Annotated in this window: 22 protein-coding genes and 1 pseudogene; 3 read left to right on the forward strand and 20 right to left on the reverse strand. The window is 70.5% G+C overall.

Annotated elements, in window-relative coordinates; genetic code table 11:
* Positions 1 to 89: 89 nt before the first annotated feature.
* From IF19_RS0131490 to IF19_RS1000000137990, 18 genes and pseudogenes are all read right to left on the reverse strand, one after another.
* Positions 90 to 812, reverse strand: coding sequence for a hypothetical protein (locus IF19_RS0131490; protein WP_030114458.1), 723 nt, complete (start codon positions 810 to 812; stop codon positions 90 to 92).
* A complete protein-coding gene (locus IF19_RS0131495) occupies positions 809 to 1,111 on the reverse strand; it encodes a hypothetical protein (protein ID WP_030114457.1) in 303 nt (100 codons plus the stop codon). The genes IF19_RS0131490 and IF19_RS0131495 overlap by 4 nt, the downstream gene beginning before the upstream one ends.
* A gap of 5 nt (positions 1,112 to 1,116) precedes the next feature.
* A pseudogene (locus IF19_RS1000000138985) lies at positions 1,117 to 1,407 on the reverse strand (zinc finger domain-containing protein); the annotation flags it as partial.
* A complete protein-coding gene (locus IF19_RS0131500; RefSeq protein ID WP_030114456.1) occupies positions 1,407 to 2,102 on the reverse strand; it encodes a hypothetical protein in 696 nt (231 codons plus the stop codon). The pseudogene IF19_RS1000000138985 and the gene IF19_RS0131500, both read right to left, overlap by 1 nt.
* Complete coding sequence (locus IF19_RS0131505; protein WP_030114455.1) at positions 2,099 to 3,085, reverse strand: hypothetical protein; 987 nt, start codon at positions 3,083 to 3,085, stop codon at positions 2,099 to 2,101. Before IF19_RS0131505 ends, IF19_RS0131500 begins: the two co-directional genes overlap by 4 nt.
* A 57-nt stretch (positions 3,086 to 3,142) precedes the next feature.
* Complete coding sequence (locus IF19_RS0131510; RefSeq protein ID WP_234313282.1) at positions 3,143 to 3,997, reverse strand: DUF2303 family protein; 855 nt, start codon at positions 3,995 to 3,997, stop codon at positions 3,143 to 3,145.
* Positions 3,994 to 4,386, reverse strand: coding sequence for a hypothetical protein (locus IF19_RS0131515; RefSeq protein WP_050494030.1), 393 nt, complete (start codon positions 4,384 to 4,386; stop codon positions 3,994 to 3,996). The genes IF19_RS0131510 and IF19_RS0131515 overlap by 4 nt, the downstream gene beginning before the upstream one ends.
* On the reverse strand, positions 4,383 to 4,685 hold the full coding sequence (locus tag IF19_RS1000000136625; RefSeq protein ID WP_078581016.1) for a hypothetical protein: 303 nt from the start codon (positions 4,683 to 4,685) through the stop codon (positions 4,383 to 4,385). The genes IF19_RS0131515 and IF19_RS1000000136625 overlap by 4 nt, the downstream gene beginning before the upstream one ends.
* Positions 4,686 to 4,762: 77 nt before the next feature.
* The gene (locus IF19_RS01000000135145; protein ID WP_032747603.1) at positions 4,763 to 5,050 is read right to left on the reverse strand and encodes a WhiB family transcriptional regulator; all 288 of its coding nucleotides are present in this window, start codon (positions 5,048 to 5,050) and stop codon (positions 4,763 to 4,765) included.
* Positions 5,047 to 5,310 (reverse strand): hypothetical protein, encoded by a 264-nt coding sequence (locus IF19_RS0131525; protein WP_030114451.1) that lies wholly within the window; start codon positions 5,308 to 5,310, stop codon positions 5,047 to 5,049. Before IF19_RS0131525 ends, IF19_RS01000000135145 begins: the two co-directional genes overlap by 4 nt.
* A gap of 147 nt (positions 5,311 to 5,457) precedes the next feature.
* A complete protein-coding gene (locus IF19_RS0131530; RefSeq protein ID WP_050494031.1) occupies positions 5,458 to 6,711 on the reverse strand; it encodes an AAA family ATPase in 1,254 nt (417 codons plus the stop codon).
* On the reverse strand, positions 6,708 to 7,007 hold the full coding sequence (locus tag IF19_RS0131535; protein WP_030114449.1) for a hypothetical protein: 300 nt from the start codon (positions 7,005 to 7,007) through the stop codon (positions 6,708 to 6,710). The genes IF19_RS0131530 and IF19_RS0131535 overlap by 4 nt, the downstream gene beginning before the upstream one ends.
* On the reverse strand, positions 7,004 to 7,255 hold the full coding sequence (locus tag IF19_RS0131540; RefSeq protein WP_030114448.1) for a hypothetical protein: 252 nt from the start codon (positions 7,253 to 7,255) through the stop codon (positions 7,004 to 7,006). The genes IF19_RS0131535 and IF19_RS0131540 overlap by 4 nt, the downstream gene beginning before the upstream one ends.
* Entirely contained in the window at positions 7,252 to 7,506 is a 255-nt protein-coding gene (locus IF19_RS0131545) for a hypothetical protein (RefSeq protein ID WP_030114447.1), read from the reverse strand. The genes IF19_RS0131540 and IF19_RS0131545 overlap by 4 nt, the downstream gene beginning before the upstream one ends.
* Positions 7,506 to 8,228: a hypothetical protein gene (locus IF19_RS0131550; protein ID WP_030114446.1), complete on the reverse strand. Its 723-nt coding sequence runs from the start codon at positions 8,226 to 8,228 to the stop codon at positions 7,506 to 7,508. Before IF19_RS0131550 ends, IF19_RS0131545 begins: the two co-directional genes overlap by 1 nt.
* Positions 8,225 to 8,977: a BN159_2729 family protein gene (locus tag IF19_RS0131555; RefSeq protein ID WP_050494032.1), complete on the reverse strand. Its 753-nt coding sequence runs from the start codon at positions 8,975 to 8,977 to the stop codon at positions 8,225 to 8,227. The genes IF19_RS0131550 and IF19_RS0131555 overlap by 4 nt, the downstream gene beginning before the upstream one ends.
* On the reverse strand, positions 8,974 to 9,567 hold the full coding sequence (locus IF19_RS0131560) for a sigma-70 family RNA polymerase sigma factor (protein ID WP_234313283.1): 594 nt from the start codon (positions 9,565 to 9,567) through the stop codon (positions 8,974 to 8,976). Before IF19_RS0131560 ends, IF19_RS0131555 begins: the two co-directional genes overlap by 4 nt.
* A 79-nt stretch (positions 9,568 to 9,646) precedes the next feature.
* Positions 9,647 to 10,171, reverse strand: coding sequence for a hypothetical protein (locus IF19_RS1000000137990; RefSeq protein ID WP_050494033.1), 525 nt, complete (start codon positions 10,169 to 10,171; stop codon positions 9,647 to 9,649).
* Between the two features lie 230 nt (positions 10,172 to 10,401).
* Between IF19_RS1000000137990 and IF19_RS0131575 the strand changes: the two genes are divergently transcribed.
* The 3 genes from IF19_RS0131575 to IF19_RS0131585 all read left to right on the forward strand — a co-directional run bounded on the left by IF19_RS0131575 (position 10,402) and on the right by IF19_RS0131585 (position 12,663).
* The gene (locus IF19_RS0131575) at positions 10,402 to 10,833 is read left to right on the forward strand and encodes a helix-turn-helix domain-containing protein (RefSeq protein WP_234313284.1); all 432 of its coding nucleotides are present in this window, start codon (positions 10,402 to 10,404) and stop codon (positions 10,831 to 10,833) included.
* Between the two features lie 151 nt (positions 10,834 to 10,984).
* Complete coding sequence (locus IF19_RS0131580) at positions 10,985 to 11,215, forward strand: hypothetical protein (RefSeq protein ID WP_050494034.1); 231 nt, start codon at positions 10,985 to 10,987, stop codon at positions 11,213 to 11,215.
* Positions 11,216 to 11,229: 14 nt separating this feature from the next.
* Positions 11,230 to 12,663 (forward strand): site-specific integrase, encoded by a 1,434-nt coding sequence (locus IF19_RS0131585; protein WP_136975161.1) that lies wholly within the window; start codon positions 11,230 to 11,232, stop codon positions 12,661 to 12,663.
* 183 nt (positions 12,664 to 12,846) lie between these two features.
* On the opposite strand, the gene IF19_RS0131590 is transcribed toward IF19_RS0131585, so the two are convergent.
* Positions 12,847 to 14,004, reverse strand: a complete 1,158-nt coding sequence (locus tag IF19_RS0131590; RefSeq protein ID WP_030114440.1) for a tyrosine-type recombinase/integrase — start codon at positions 14,002 to 14,004, stop codon at positions 12,847 to 12,849.
* On the reverse strand, positions 14,004 to 14,183 hold the full coding sequence (locus IF19_RS0131595; RefSeq protein ID WP_030114439.1) for a helix-turn-helix domain-containing protein: 180 nt from the start codon (positions 14,181 to 14,183) through the stop codon (positions 14,004 to 14,006). Before IF19_RS0131595 ends, IF19_RS0131590 begins: the two co-directional genes overlap by 1 nt.
* Between the last annotated feature and the right edge of the window lie 370 nt (positions 14,184 to 14,553).

Here is a 14,553-nt window from a genome sequence, read left to right on the forward strand (position 1 = left end):
CTTGGTGATCTTGAGGTTGGGGAGGTTGGTCCAGGTGCCGGTGATGAGGCCGGTGGTGATCGCGACGAGGGCCACGAAGGCGACGATGATCACTCGGTGGTCTTGGGGTCGATCAGGTCTGCGGCCTCCAGCAGCGTTTGCTTCCCGAGATCCGTGAACTTGGTCGAGGTGAGGTCGCGGATGCGGTGGGCGGCCTGGTGCAGAGCTTCGTTGCAGATCAGCGGGGCGGCTGCGGTGAGCACAGCGTCGGCCAGGGACTCGTAGGGGGCCATGAACGTGGTGCTGGGGTGGTCCTTGACGGCCTGGATCGCGGCGTCGCGGGCGGTGGCACCGAGGTGCGTGGTCTCGGTCTGCGCGGCGGCGTGGACCGGCGCGGAGGCAAGCTCCTCCTTGGCCATCCGCTCCAGGTGGTCGGCTGCCCAGCGGATGCCGGCTCCCCGTTCGGTGTTGGGGTGGGCTACGGCCCGCAGGGTGGTGATGGTGTCGGCGATGGCCTGGGCGCGGATCTCGGCGCGCTCCTGGGCCTTGGCCTTGCGGACGGCGGCAGCGAGCGGGGCGATGGCGGCGCGGGCGGCCTCGTCGTCCTCGACTGGCTGGGGACGGTCGCGCCAGGCTTCGAACTGGTCCGGGTGGACGTTCAGCATGTGGTCACGGAGGGCGTACGCGGTCGGCTTCACGACGACGCACAGCTCACATGCGTGCTGCTCTGCGGGATCGGGGCCGGTGCATCCGAGCTGGGCTCGAATGGTTCCGCTGTGCCGTGGGTCGGTGCACGGCTGCTCGGGAAGCTCCGGGATGGAGGTGTCGGTCATCGGTTCTTCTTCCGTCGGTGGTCGGAGAGTCGGGTGACTCCGGCCGGGAGCGGGAGGGCGGTCTGCTCCTGGCGGGCGGGGCAGGTGGCGATGTGGGGAAGGTGGAGGCGTTCCCAGCCGGTCAGGGGGAGGTCGGCGGTCGGGCGTCGGGACCGGAGGGCCCCGGTGCCGTCGCGCCAGACGGCCGCGTTCCCCTCGGGGTGGGGATCGGGGTCGACGGCGAGGTTGCGGCCGGCTTCGGTGCGGGTCCAGCGGATCGGGTTCCGGCAGTCGGGGCAGTGGGCGGCTGGTGGGGCCATGGCGGGGTCCTGTGGGTGGCGGTGTGGGTGGTGTCCGCCTCGGTGATCCGCTCGGGGTGCGGGGCGGTCAGCGCGGTACGGAGCGCGGGGGGCTGGGTCATGCACGGGCTGTCGGGGGCGGCGGCGCAGACGGGGCAGGTGGTGGTGTGGATGACCCAGGCGACGCGGCGGGCGTCGTGGGTCTTGTCGCGCCAGGTGGTGCCGGCGGCGGCGTTCGAGCAGAGCTCTCCGACGGGGGCGGTGCACGGGGGCCAGGGGCAGCGGACGGCGAGCTGGGGGAAGCGGGCGGTACGCATCAGGGGGTCTCCTCGGTGGTGTCGTGCTGGGCGAGGGCGGCGGCGGAGGCGGCGCGGATGCGGTCTTCGGCGGCGCGGGCCTCGTCGGGGTCGAGCGGGGGGAGGCCGGCGGCCTGGCGGCGGGCGTCTTCGAGGCGGGCGGGGTGGACGTCGCGCATGCGGCGGCCGCGCGCGTCGCAGCTGATGCCGGGGAGGGCCTGGCAGACGCGGCAGCCGATGGTGCGCGGGTTGACGACGCCTTCGCGGGCGGTGGGGGTGGCTTGGCCGACGGCGGCCCGTGCGGCCGCGATGCGGTTGGTGTACGGGCCGGGTTCGCCGGGCGGGAGGGCGAGCCGGTCGGCGGTGCCGAGGGCGGCGGCGGGCGTGCGGGCCGGGAAGAGGCCGTCGGCGGCGGCGGTGATGAGGGCGCGGCGGGATGCGGCGGACTGGGCGCCGGTCTCGTCGGGGTCGCCGTCGTAGACGACGTGCGCCAGCTCGATGCGCTCCTCACGCCGGGCCTTGACCTCCGTGATGACGTCGGCCGGGGCGACGAAGGGCTGGCGGCCGGCGACGACGATGACGGCCGCACGAGCCTCGTCGAGGTTGTACGGGGCGAAGAGCTCGCCCCAGACGTCGGGGGTGAACTCGCTGATGCGCTGGGCGGGGCAGGCAGCGGCGACGTATTCGAGCAGCAGGATGGCTTCGTCCTGGGTCACTGGTCCTGTCCTTCCTGGGTGGTGCGGGCGGCGAGGCGGGCGCGGGCGCGGTCGAAGACGGTGGTTCCGGTGGCCTGGTCGTAGAGGGCGCTTCCGGGGGCCTGGCGCGGAGCAGCGGCGGCGGCGTTCATGACCTGGTTCACGACGCTGGGGAGCGTCGAGGGGTGGAGGCCCTTGGCCATCCAGTGGGCGATGCCGCGCCGGATGTCGTCGGGGTCGATGCGGTCCTCTTCGAGGAGCACGCGGATGGTCTTGGACATCTGGCCGATGACGGAGCCGGGTGGGCGCTTCGGTGCGCGCTCCAGCCACTCGCCGACGATCGTCTGGGCGGTGACCTTGCCCGGGTGCTCGTCCGCAGGTTCGTCGAGGACCTCGGCATCGACGACGTCGTCTTGCGCGGCTTGTGCGTCAGCCGAGACGGGTGGTCCGAGAGAAGAGAGAGGTCTTGTAGAGAGAGGAGAGAGAGTAGGCGTCCGGGATTCCCTGACACTGACGTCCGGGATTCCCTGACACTGAGACTCGTCAGTGTCAGGGATTTCCGGACACTGGCCAGTGTCCGCAGAATCCGGACGCTGAGAGTCGTCAGTGTCAGGAGAATCCGGACCCTGAGCGTCAGTGTCAGGAGTTTCCGGACCCTGACCGTTCTCCTCAGCGTCAGGGGAATCCGGACGCTGACCGTCGTCCTCAGCGTCTGGGATCTGCGGACACTGGAGCGGCAGGATCATGTACTTCGCCGTGCCATTCTTCTGGCCGGCGGAGACCTTCTTCAGGCAGTCCTTCGCGATCAGCGCCTTGATCACGGCGTAGATCTGGGCGCGGGAGACCTGCGCGCGGCGGAGGATCTTCTCCGACTCAACGCTGGACCAGGTGATCCGCGTCGAGTCCCGGGCGTCGTCGGCCAGCACCGCGAGGGCGAGCTTCTCGCGGTGTGTCAGCGTCGTCGGCGCGTAGTCCAGCACCTCGACGTACAGGCGGCCGCCCACAGGGCTCCTTCGAGATGGTGCGGGGTGCGGCCGGGGTCACCGGCCGCACCAGAGGGATCAGCGGTGTGCGGGTGCGCCGTTCAGCACGGCCATCGGGACGTCGGAATCGATTAGCGTCCGGATGTCGGCGAAGGCCGCGGCGAGGACATCGCCGGGGCGCTCGATCTTGAAGCCGAGGCGCAGCTCGCCCTTCGCCTTGTCCAGGCGGTACTTGAAGCGGGCGATCACCTTGTAGGGCTCGGTGCCCTCGAAGGGCCGCAGGGCCAGGGTCAGCGTCGCCGGGATGGTGATGTCGCCCTTGTGGCCGGCCTTCCCGGTCTGCTCCTCGACGTACGAGAACTTCCTGGCACCGGAGTCGAGCCGCTGGGACGACTGGAACTCGGCGGAGGTGGTCACCTCGAAGGACTCGGCGAGCTCCAGCATCGTGGCGGCCGTCGGCTCGACCAGGTCGACGAGGTTGTCCTCGATGAACTCGGCGAACTGGCCCTGCGGGACCAGCTGGCCATCCATGGAGGTCCAGGCCCGCCAGGCGGACGTCTCGCGAAGGTGGAGCTCGACGCGGTGACCGCCCCAGCGGGCGTTCTCGCCGGTGTGGGCGTCGAGGACCGCGGTGATGGTGCGGCGCTCGACGTCCGCGTACACCTCGGAGTTGTCGTCGCCGTGCTTGTCGAAGTAGGCGAGGAAGGAGTCGACGTCGCGGACCAGGGTGGTGCCGGACTTCCGGGCCGGGACGCCGGTGTGCTCGGGGCCGGTGAGGTCGACCTTCTGGACATCGCCGCCCGGGGTGACGAGGGTGTAGAAGAAGCCGGGGTCGAGCTGGTGGGGCTGGGCGGCGCGCATGGCGACGTCGATGACGGCCTGGGTGCCGTTCAGGTCGGACGGCATGGCGGCGTCGTAGCGGTTCAGCGTCACTTGGCGCTCCTGAGCTGGGTGGGGGCGGGGGTGGGCTCGACCTCGCGGAGCCCGGTGATGACGGGCTGGCGCGGGTCGGTGCGGGAGAGGTTGCCGGTGTCGTCGACGAAGAAGATCGACTTCGGGCGCTCGGCCTTGGGGACCTTCGAGGTGACGGTGTCCGTGACCGTGACGGTCCGGCCGTCGGTGCCCACGATCGGCTTCACGTCGATCTTCAGCGCGATGGCCCCGGCCTTCCCGGTCTCGCGGACGGCCTCGATGAGCTCGTGCAGGCGGGTGGACAGCTCGTCGTGCAGCTGGCCGCCGGACTGCTCCTGGAGGAATGCCGCGAACGGGCGGACCGTGCGCTCCTCGGTCTCCTCGGCGATGGGCTTGGTGGTGGTGCTCATGACTTCCTTCCTCGGACTGCTTGCTGTGCTGCTCGGTAGGTGTGGGCGGAGGCCCGGCGCTTGCCGGAGGCGACCGCCCGCTGGTCGAAGAGGGCGGAGGCGCTCTGGGGCGAGGGGGTGGTCCAGGCGCCCGCCGGCCAGCCGGGGCCGGGCGGTGGTTCCGGCCGCCCCCGGAGGGCTGACGGGGTGTGGGCGGGGCACCGGAGGCCGGGCAGGTAGCGGCGGACCGCGTCGCGCGCACGGCAGTACCGGCGGTCTGCGCCGATCCAGTGCGTGCACTCGGGCGGGGTCTCCGTCACCGTGCTGTCCTTCCGGGGGTTAGTGAGTGGTGGCCGGGTGCGCGGACGGAGCGGGTCAACGTCCGCGCACCCGGTGCTCAGCAGGCGCGCTGCTGCTTCGGCCGCGCGCCGGTCCGGGTCGCCAGCTCGAAGCGCTGCTTGCCGGACTTCCCGCCCCGGATTCCGTGGCGGCTCGATGCCCCCATGCCGCGCTCCTCGATGAGGGCGGACTCCAGGCACGCGTCGCGGATCGGGCAGCGGAGACAGGTGGTCTTGGCCGCAATGCGGGCGGTGTTCGCCGCGCTGGTACGGCCCTCGGGGAACCAGGTGTCCGTGTCGCAGCCCAGGCAGGCGGCGAGTCCCCACGGGACGTTGATCGGGGTCATCGGAGGTCGTCCTCTCCGGTGTGGATGGGGGCGTCGGGCCAGATGCCCCAGCAGTCGATGAGGTCGGCGGACGGGCCGCCGGGCTCGGTCTCGATGTCCGCCGTGGCGATCGCGGCGCGGAGGCGGTCAAGGCCGACCGTGAACTCGGAGTCGTCGTGCCTGCCGAGTGAGTAGGCGATGCGGGCAACGACACCGGCGGCGAGCGTCACGACGGCCCAGGTGAGGACGAGGCCGATGACGATCCACTCGAAGACGTTCATGCGCTCACCGCCGTGATGGTGTCGACCCAGGCGAGTGCCTCGGCGTCGCGCTGCTCGGGGGTGGGGTCCACCACTGTGGGGTCCTCCTCTCTGGGGTGGTGCGGGTCCGGCCGGGAGTCGGCGGCCGGACCCGCAGTCAGTGGTGGATCAGGCGTGGGCGGGCTGCTTGGCGGCGTCCAGGAGCTTGTTCAGGTGCTCCCGGAAGCGGTCGGCCGCGTCGTCGCCGGTGAAGCCGTCGAGCGTCTCGATGACGACGGCGGCCTCCCCGAACGTCAGGTCGTTCTGGGTGGGGACCTGGCGGCCGACGATGAGGCTGATGGCGCGGAGGCGGCGCTCGCGGTCGCTGTTGTCGAAGCCGAGCCCGGCGAGGGCGGCGAAGATCTTCCGCGACTGCGGGGCCGTCACCGCCTCGCTGGCGGGTTGCTGGTCCGGGCCGATCGCTCCCTCGGCGGCGACCGCGTCGGAGGTGGAGTACGGGGCAGGCCCGGCCGGGGCCGACGGCGCGGCGGGCTGGGAGCGGAGCGCCGTACCGTACTCGGCGATCAGCGTGCCGATGGTCGTCGGCTCACCGGTCTTCGGGTGTAGCTGCCCGGTGTCCAGGAGCCCACGGCTCTTCGCCCGAGCGTGCAGAGCCAGAGCACCCTCGTAGGTCAGGCCGGGGGCCGTCAGGTCGGTCATCAGGACCTCGATCGGGTCCACACCCTGGCCGAGCTGCTCAAGAATGATCTCTGCCAGGTCCTCGCCCGGGTGGTGGATCGTCAGACCCTCCAGCGGTTCGTACCGGGTCTTGGTGACGTTGCCGGTGCCCTCGACCATGTCGAGGATCAACCCGAGCTCGTACTCGGCACCTTCACGCTGGACTGCCTTGACGCCGACCTTGGTGACCTTCTTGCCCTCGATCACGTAGTCGCCCTTGGTGCGCATGGTGGCGATGACGTGGCCCGGGTAATTGAGGAGGGCGTCGAGCATGTCCTGCTCGATCGGGTTGCCCTCGCGCCAGCCGCCGAAGGACCCGCCCGCGCCGGGCTTCCGGCCGGCCTCCTCCACGATGGTGAGGAGACCGCCCCGGCCGTTCCAGAAGTGGGACCAGCTGTCGACGATCAGCACGCTGATGCTGGCGGCGCGGGCGGCGGCGATGGCCTGGATCAGGTGCCGGGGGTCGTGGGTGTCCATCGGCATGTGACCGAACTCGTGGCCGCCGAGCTCGGGCTTGCCGGGGACGGGCGCGTAGGTGAGGGCGGAGCCGCGCTCGGTGTCGATGACGCCGATGGAGCCGCCCTTGGCGAGGCCCTCGGCGATACGGAGGGCCGACTTCGTCTTGCCGGAACCGGCCGGGCCCTGGAGGCCGATGCGGGCCTTAGCGGCTTCTCGGGTGGCGGGGGTGAAGGAGAAGGTGTTCACGTGGTGCTCCGGGGGTCGCGCTGCTGCGGGGTGGTGGTGAGGCGGCCGGTGGCGGTGTCGGCGATGAGCCACTTGGCGGCTTCGTGCATCGCGCCGAAACGCCTGGTCCGGGTGCGTCCGAGGGCCCGGGACTCGCCGGGCTGCGGCTTGCCGTACAGCTCAGTGGCGTGGGCGAGGAGGGCGGCGGAGAGCTCCGCCCCCGTCTCCGCCCGCAGCTGAGCGAGGAGGTTCGCGGCCTCGGTGGCGGGCATGCCCCCCTTGACGAGGCCCCGGTAGGCGCGGGAGTAGGCGCTCATCCGCGCTCACCCCGCTTCACACCCGCGACCTCGTACCAGGCGGCGAACTCGCCGCTACCCATGCCCGGCTCGGAGCCGTCCACGGCGGCCTGCATGGCGGTCGCGGCGGCCAGAGCGAGGGTGGCGTGTACCTGCGCCTCGGCGGCGAGAGCGGCACCGACGACCGGGTTGGCCCCGTCGCCGTAGGTGAAGTGGTGGGCGCGCTCGACGAGCCACTCGGCCTCGCGGTAGTGCTGGGGACCGTTCACCGGGTATCTCCCACGCGGAGTTCGGCGAGGGCGGACCCGTACGCGGCGCAGTCCCAGGAGCAGAAGTACCGCTTCGGCTCCGTGGACCCGACCACCTCGATCAGGACCCAGCCGGGGTGGCGGCGGGCCCCACCGGGCTGGGCGCCGCACCCGGTGGTCGTGCACCGGGCGGTCGTCTCCACGGCGCGGGGCGGCTTCGGCTCACCGACCACGCCCTTGTTCCACACCTTCTGCGGCTTGGTGGCGGCCATCAGGCACCGTCCTTGGGCTTGGCGAGGAGGAAGTAACGGCCGTCGGCGGGGCCGTGGGCCGTGAGGAGGCCGCGGGCGGCGAGCTCGTTCAGGTCGCCCCGGGCTCCTCGGCGGCGTCCGCGCGTCGGGTAGCCGAGGTCCGCGTACACCTGCTCCGCGCGCCCGGTCTGCCACCGGGTGCCGGGGTCGTCCTGGATGTGGGCGAGCAGCTGCTGAGCCCGGTAGCTGAGCGCCGGCGCTCCCCAGGTCCCGGCGTCAATGCGGGCGACGATCTCGGCGCGCTCCTCGGCGGCGTCCGCGCACTGCACGCACAGCCAGCCGCTACCGTGCCGGACCCAGCCCCGCTCCTCGGCCTTCGAGGACCACTCTCCGAAACGGCAGCCCATCGCGGAGCAGCCGAGCATCTCGCCCAGCTCGGCCGGGGCGGACCGGTGCCGCCAGTGGATCTTCATGAAGCGTCGGGAGCCGCCGTACCCCTTCGTCTCGACCGTCACGTTCACGGCCTGGGCGACGTCGGCGATGCCCGGCAGGTCCGCGCGGACCATGTGGTTGGTGCCCTGCGAGATCAGGCCCGGCTGGTAGCCCTCGGGCAGCCAGCCGCCGATCTGCATATAGCTGTGCCCGTAGAAGTCGGGGGACAGCTCGGTCAGCGCCCAGTCGGTCAGGGTGACCGTGCCGTCGAACAGCTCGACGGTCGCGGGCATGGTGGTGATGGCGTTCATCCGCGCTCACCGCCCTGCGCGGCCGTGACCGGCTCACGGACGGGGAGAATCGGGCCGAGCATGTCGACCACGCCGGCCAGGCTGCACCGCTCCGGCCGGCCGTCCTTCGACAGCAGCGGCATCCCTTCCGCCGAGTAGTCGCCGTGGAAGTACCAGGTGTCGCCGGTGATGTCCTTGTGCCCGACGGCCAGGTCGTAGATGAGCCCGGCATGCCGATACGGGCGGCGGGCCTTGGCCTGGGCGATGAGCTGCACCTCGGGCAGGTCGTACGCCAGCACGCTCACCGGCACGTCGCCGATCGTCGTCCGGCCACACACCACGTAGTCGAGGCCGGTCAGCTGGTGCTCGACGATGCCCAGGGTGGACATCCACCCGGCCCACCGGGACAGCTCCGCGATCTGGAGACTGATCACGACGGTGTCGCGGTCGGCCCGGACACCGACGAAGTCCGGCTCGGCGGCGTAGGTGGCCCGGACGACGTGGACCAGCTGAGCGGCGCGCTCGCACGCCGCGTCCCAGTCCGACGCCTCCTGCTCCAGCTCCGTCGGCTCCGGCGGCGCGGCCTGCGTGGCCGGAGAGACCGGGGGCCACCCTTGCGGGGTCCGGCGGAGGACCGCGCCGAAGGCGCGCTCGGGGTCGACCAGAAGGCCGGCCCCATCGAGGGCGTGACCGATGGCGCTCGCGACGTCGCCGTCGCCGGCGAGCAGCTCACGGATCATCGTGATGGCCTGGGGGAGGTTTCCGTTCATGCCGCCACCGCCAGACGGCGGCGCATCGTGGCCAGGCCCCGGTGCGTGAGCTGCTTGATGCTGCCCTCGCTCCGGTGCATCGCCGTGGCGGTCTCCCGGAGCGACAGCTGCCCGAGGTAGCGGAGCTGGACCGCGCCGTACTGGTCGGGGGTGAGTGCCAGGAGGGCGGTGTGCAGGGTGTCGGCGGCCTCGATGGCGGCGAGCTCGCGCAGCCCCTCGTCCTCCGCGCTGTCGACCAGGATGTCGCCGTCGAGCGTGACGGCGACGACGACCTCCAGCCGGGCCCGTGCGGTCTTGAAGTGGTCGACGATCAGGTTGCGGGCGATGGTGACGAGCCAGGCGCCGAAGTCGCGGCCCTGCCAGGTGAACGTGTCGATCCGGCGCAGCGCACGGAGGAACGTCTCACTTACCAGGTCCTCGACGAGATGCACGTCACGGACGCGGCCCCGGATGTACCGGGACACCTCGGCGTGGTGCTCGTTGTAGAGGGTGGCGAATGCCTCCCGGTCGCCGCTGCGGGCGAGGACGAGGAGCTCCGGCTCCCGTCCCGCTCCCGGCGGGGTGATCTTGGGGCTAGCCTGTGGTTTCACGGCCTGCCTCCTGTTCTCTGGTGTGGTGGTGGGTCTGGGGTCGTCCGGTACTTGGCGGTGCGGGCGACCCCGCGGTCTGTCAGGCGGAGACCTGGGTGCGCTGGTCGCGCATCCCGTCGAGGACCGCCCTCGGGTCGAAGCGCCGACTGCGGCCGACGTAGTGCAGGCCCGGCCACGTACGGCCGGCCTCCTTCGCCGCCTTGATCTGCGCGTCGATCCAGCTCGGCGACTTCCGCAGGAAGCGCGACAGCTCGCGCTGGTCGAGCAGCTGCTCCGGCAGAGGTGCGGCCTTCCGCGACGCCGAGGCGCCGGATTCGTCAATCTCCAATCTCCGTGGAGATGTAGATTTCACGATCGTGAGGAAGACGGTCTCGAAGAGCGCGTCGACCTCCTGGCCGAGGGCCTGGGCGATGAGCTCGGCGGCCCGCTCGGAACAGTCCTCGCGGGCGCTCTTGCCGGTCCCGGCGATGAAGCCGACGTACGCGGGCGAGAGGCCCTTCCCCGTCGGGTCCAGCTCCTTCGTTCGGGCGGCGAGGTGCGGGATGTCCAGCCCGGCCGCCCTTATGGCGGCTCGGAGCGGGGCTCCCTTGTCCAGTCGTCGCATGGTGATCCTCCGGCGCATGGCCGAATAGGGGTTACGCGGGTCGTTCTGACCTGCGCTATCTACAATCTCCATGTAGATGGAGATCCTGTCAAGGGGGCTCGCTCGGGCTGCGGGCAAGCTCAAGGGGGGCGCACAGGGGTCTTGTAGGTGCGCCGGTGCGCGGTCAAATACGGGTCAACGTGCTGGGATCTACTTGCGCATGTAGATGGAGATGCGGGATTCTGCCGTGTGTGACTACAGGCCCGAGCAACCCCGGCGACCCCCACGGGCGCGCCGCCGAGGACCCCGCCCCTGCTGGCGAGGACCTGGCAGCACTACTAACCCGTCTCCTTGAGGAGGCGGGAGGCAAGTCGCAGAAGGACTTGGCGGACGCCTCCGGCGTCAAGCACCCCACCTTGAATCACTGGATCAAGAGGACTCGCGGCACGAGCCGGATTCCCCCGGAGAGTTTGCGGGCGATCGGCAGTGTCTTTCGTGGGTGGGGGGTCGAGGTCACGCCACGCGAGCTGTTCGAGGCCGCAGGCCGTCCCGTCCCAGGGCAGGCGGACGAGGAGCGCGAGCGCCGGCTCCTCGACATCTACCGCCAACTGCCGACTAAGGCACAGCGCGCGCTCATCCAGAGCGCCGAGGCCATGCTGGCGGCCGCTCGCGTCTCGCACTAGCCGCTAAGGGTTGCCTAATTCGAGGGGGAATTCAGTCTTCCGAATGCATATGACGAAACGCCTGCGCCATATCCGCACACAGATGTAATCTTCAACCTCCGCTGTCCTCCCGTAGCGGCTACCGCACCTATGCGAGCCCTGGGGGATATCTGTGTGCACTCTCATCGCCGTAGCCGACGCCCAGTCGGAGACCGCAATTTGGGACCCGGACGAGATCACCATCACCGTCCAAGGGGGCACCCACCACCACACCCTGATCAGAGACCTCGCGGCGCTCCTGGCCGACCTCGGCGCACCCACCACACCCGGCGGCGAACTCACCTGCTTCTGCGGCGAACCCATCACCATCCCGCGCGAAGCCATCGCCGCCGGCCCACTCTGATCAAGGACGCCACCGTGGGACGTAAGAGCACAACAGCGAACCCGCGCCAGGTCCGCAGCAAGCGCTGCGGCTGCAAGCTTTGCCTGGCCAAGTACCCGGGAAACCGGGCCAAGATGAAGGAATGCATCGGCTCCTGGCAGGCGCGCTACACGCCGCCCGGCCAACGCGAGCAGGCGAAGAACTTCGACATCGAGGACGACGCAGACGCTTTCCTGGACCGGTTCCGCACGGAAGTGCGCGAGCGCCGGTGGATGGACCCCGCCCGCGGCGAGATCACGCTGACGAAGTGGCATCCGCTCTGGTGGGAGTCGCAGACTGCGCAGCTGGAGGAGAACACCATCGACCGGGACAGCCGGTCCTGGCGCAACCACGTTGAGAAGCGGTTCGGGACCGTACGCCTCGTGGACATCACCTGGCTCGACGTCCAGAACTGGGTGAACTCGATCTGGGACGGGAACGGCGGGCCGCTCGCCGCCAGCTCGGTGACGAAGGCCTTCCAGGTCCTCGACCGCATGCTCACCGCCGCCAAGCACGACCGGCGTATCCCCTTCAACCCGTGCGACGGCATCAAGCTGCCGTCCGGGAAGGGGAAGCACCCCGACGACAAGCGGCCGCCCACCGTCGAGCAGCTCGCCCTGGTCCGCGAGCAGCTCCCCGAGTACCTCCGCCCCGTGCAGCAGCTCGCCGAGGAGACCGGCCTCCGGTTCGGAGAGCTCGCCGGCCTCCGCTGGTGCCGCGTAGACCTCGCCTCCCGCCGCATCCAGGTGCGCGAGGTGCTGATCGAGCCAGGCGGACACATCAAGAGGAAGGCCTACCCGAAGAGCGACGCCGGGCTGCGCACCGTGCCGCTCACCGAGACGGCGGTCGAGTTGCTGCGTGGCCTCTGGGCCGCTGAGCCGGACGCCACCCGTCATCTGTCTGACGTCAGCGACGGCCTCCGGCCCGACGAGCTTGTCTTCCATGGCCGGAACGCGGTTCGCCGCGGCTCGAAGAAGGGGGGCGGGGGTGGGGAGCGATACCGGGCCCCGCTGCGCCGGAGCAGCCTCCGGCGCCGGTGGGTCGACGCCATCGACAAGGCCGGGATCGCCCGGAAGGTCGTGAAGACCTGGGTCGAGGAGGTCGAGGACCCGGACACGGGGCGCATGAAGAAGGAGGAGAGGAAGAGGACGGACTGGTGGCCGGACTTCCATGATCAGCGGCACACCTTCGCCTCGAAGCTGCACGCCCTCGGGGTGCCGGAGGCGATCACTCAGGAGATCCTCGGGCACGAGCGGGCGGGCGAGGTGACGTGGCTCTACACGCACGCGTCGGCGGACTACGCGGGCCAGGTGCTCGCGGCGCTGGAGGGTGCAGAGCCCGGGTACGCGCAGCTCAGGATGGTCGCCGGAGAGTCCGGCGGAGTCCGGAACGAGTCCGGGACTGGAGTGGGCTGGGCGGGGGTCGCATGAGGTTTAGCGGTGTAGGGCCGTGTAGATGGGTCTTGACCTGGCAGTTCGTCTACCAGCGGCTATCCTGATTCTGACACCGGGCCTGATAAGGATGAGGCCACAGGTTCAAATCCTGTTAGCCCCACCAGACACGAAGGCCCCCCACCGGGAACGGTGGGGGGCCTTTGACATCTACGGCTGACATCAGCCGATCAGTGGATCTTCCAGGAGTTCGGCGAGCATCGTCACGGCCTCCCGCTCACCGTCGCCCACCACGTGGGTGTAGACGTCCATCGTCATGCTGATCTGGCTGTGCCGGAGGATCGCCTGGGCGACCTTGGGATGCACCTTCAGGAACGCCAGCAGGGTGCCGCAGGTGTGCCGGGCGAGCCGCACCGTGATCCGGCGGACCCCGGCCCGCTTCACGAGCGCGTTGAAGCTCCTGGAGAAGCCCACGGGGTCGATCAGCCCGCCACGCTCCGACGAGAAGATCAGGTCCTGACCCGGCTCCTGGCTCCAGCCATCGCCCACGATCCGCCGTTCGAGGTCCTGGAGCTCCCGACGCTCCTCCAGGGCGCGGGCGCAGAACCCCGGCAGCGGAAGCACGGCGTGCGACGACTCCGTCTTGAGGTCCTTGAGGACCAGGCCGACACCCTTTACCCGCTGCACCTGCTTGAGCGGCGTGAACTGACGCTGATCGAAGTCGATGTCCTGCCAGCGCAGCCCCAGCACCTCACTGCGACGCAGGCCGAGGACGAGCACCAGGACGCAGGCCGCGTAGAGCCGGTGGGCCCGAGCGGACCGAAGGAACGTGATGGCCTCCCGCGCATTCCACGGCTTTGCCTCCTTCTTCGTCACCTTCGGCATGTCCACCAGCTCGGCCACGTTCCGGGTCAGCAGCTCCTCGCGCACGGCCCGGTTCAACGCGTTCCGCAGGACCCGCAGCACCTCGAAGCGGGCGGCCGGCGGAACCTCCGTGCGCTTCAGCTCGGCCATGAACGAGCGGAGCTGAGCCGGGGTCAGCCGAACCAGCGGCTTCTTGCCCAGATGCGGGACCAGGTACAGCCGCACCTTGGACTCGTACTTCACGTACGTGTTGTGCTCCCGGTTCGGCTTCACGATGTGCTCAAGCCAGTAGGCCAGCCACTCACCGAGCGACCAGGTCCGCGACGGCACCGGCACCCCGTTGCGCTCCTGCTCCTGGAGCTTGCCCAGCTTCTCGGCCGCCTCGTCGTACGTCGAGCCGTAGACGAACTTCCGCACCCGGTGCCCGTCCGTGTTGGTCACGTACGCGGCGCCCTGATAGCGACCGTCCTTCCGCCTCGTGACGGTGCCCCCGCCATTGGGACGGCGCTTCGCCATCAGGCAGCCTTCTCAAGACGGGACGCGAGGAACGCCCGGAGACCGTCAGCCGGGATACGGCGGCTGGAGCCTATTGTCAGCGAGGGCAGGCGACGCGTACGGATCAGGTCGTAGACCGTGGTCCGGCCGACCTTTAGCCGAGACATCACCTCAGGCACCGTCAGCAGCTCGTCAGACATCCCAACCACCTCCGTCAAGGCACCCGGCTGCGCTCCGCTCCGCCGGGCGCGCTTCCCGGCTCTGGCTGCGCCCTCGCTCCTGCCTTCGGCCCGCTCGGCGCTGCCGCCGCCGACGCGCGCCCGCAGTGGATAGGCCCGTGGGGCATGAGACGAGAACCAAGCCCGCGGCTTCAAGAGGATGCCTCCGGCGGGGCGCTCAGACTCCGGGATGGACGGGGCGCCGTTCGCGAGTACCGGCCGGAGCGGGGCGAGCGTCGCGGGGGCTCCCATGCCGACCACCTTCGACCCAGGCAGAGCCGAGCAGTCGCGGCCCAGGGCGTCAAGGTCGTTCGTACAGTGGCGCGCTCCACCTTGACGCCCTGAACCACGA

Source organism: Streptomyces californicus, assembly GCF_000717645.1.
GTDB classification, from domain to species: Bacteria; Actinomycetota; Actinomycetes; order Streptomycetales; family Streptomycetaceae; genus Streptomyces; species Streptomyces californicus.